We start from the raw sequence: 1,042 nt of genomic DNA, 5'->3' as shown, positions 1-1,042 counted from the left end.
ATCCAAGTAAAAATCGTGGGCAATTAAAAGATATGTTAAATTTATTTAGTATTATGGTTAATCATATTATTAGTTTACCAATAGATGTAACAGAAAGTATTGCATGAACTCAGAGAGATATTCCGATTGTTGGTAAATTCTTAAATGCAATAAGTTTAGGAATTCCGATTTATTGAAAAGAAATAAATAAAAATACTAATAATTTATATCCAAATATTAATAATGGTATTCCTTTATTTATTGGAAAAGCAAATTATACTTTTTATGATGAAAGTTATTGACCTATTGTTGGTAGTGGTGGTACACAAGCAAAAAATCAAGATAATATCCCCTTAGATGCTTTTAGATATAATACCCAAGATGAGGTAAATGATATAATTGGTTCTAGTGCAAGTAATACAAGTTGAGCATTTACTTTAACTGATAAAATAACAGCATCAAGATGAAATAAAAAAACAAAAAAGAAGATGGAAAAAATTATAGAATTAGTAGTGTTATGATACCTCAATCACTTAATAATGAAGATAGTATTTATTTAATTAATGAAGAAAGTGTATCATTGCCAACAATGGAAAGTGAAAATTTATTAACTGATATTGTTGGTAGTGGTCGTTATATAATTGATGCAGTTGGTTTTTATAATTTAGGTAAAACTGCCTGTCGTATTTATATGTTTTCTGATGATATTGATATATATGACCCATATTCAATTATGAGTTATTTTGTTAGTTTACAAACTACAAGTTTATATAATAATTCAGTTCGAGATTGATTAACTCTTTATTCACTTAGTTATTTAGATCAATACATAGATGATGATATCGTACACGATTGACCTGTTAAATTACCAGATCCACCACCAAGTATTAATTTCTATCCAGTACAAATTAATTTATCAGAAATTAGTGCATATTTAAAATTAAATTCACAAAATCTAAATCCAAAATCCAAATTGAATAAACAAAAGTTATATAATTAGAAAAGATTTATTTGATTTTGGTACATTTGGAATTACAAATTGACAAACAGTTTTAGATAATTA

At 25.0% G+C, this 1,042-nt stretch carries 2 protein-coding genes; both read left to right on the top strand.

Translation table 4 applies throughout. The features are described from left to right. On the top strand, window positions 1–539 hold a 539-nt coding region (locus C6B38_RS10055), incomplete at its 5' end, for a hypothetical protein (RefSeq protein WP_162475883.1). Further along, the gene (locus C6B38_RS04885; protein ID WP_105298862.1) at window positions 497–979 is read left to right on the top strand and encodes a hypothetical protein; all 483 of its coding nucleotides are present in this window, start codon (window positions 497–499) and stop codon (window positions 977–979) included. The genes C6B38_RS10055 and C6B38_RS04885, both read left to right, overlap by 43 nt. Window positions 980–1,042 lie beyond the last annotated feature (63 nt).

It is taken from the genome of Spiroplasma sp. ChiS (assembly GCF_002968355.1).
Taxonomy (GTDB): Bacteria; Bacillota_I; Bacilli_A; order Mycoplasmatales; family Mycoplasmataceae; genus Spiroplasma; species Spiroplasma citri.
This window is presented reverse-complemented; position numbering and strand designations above follow the sequence as displayed.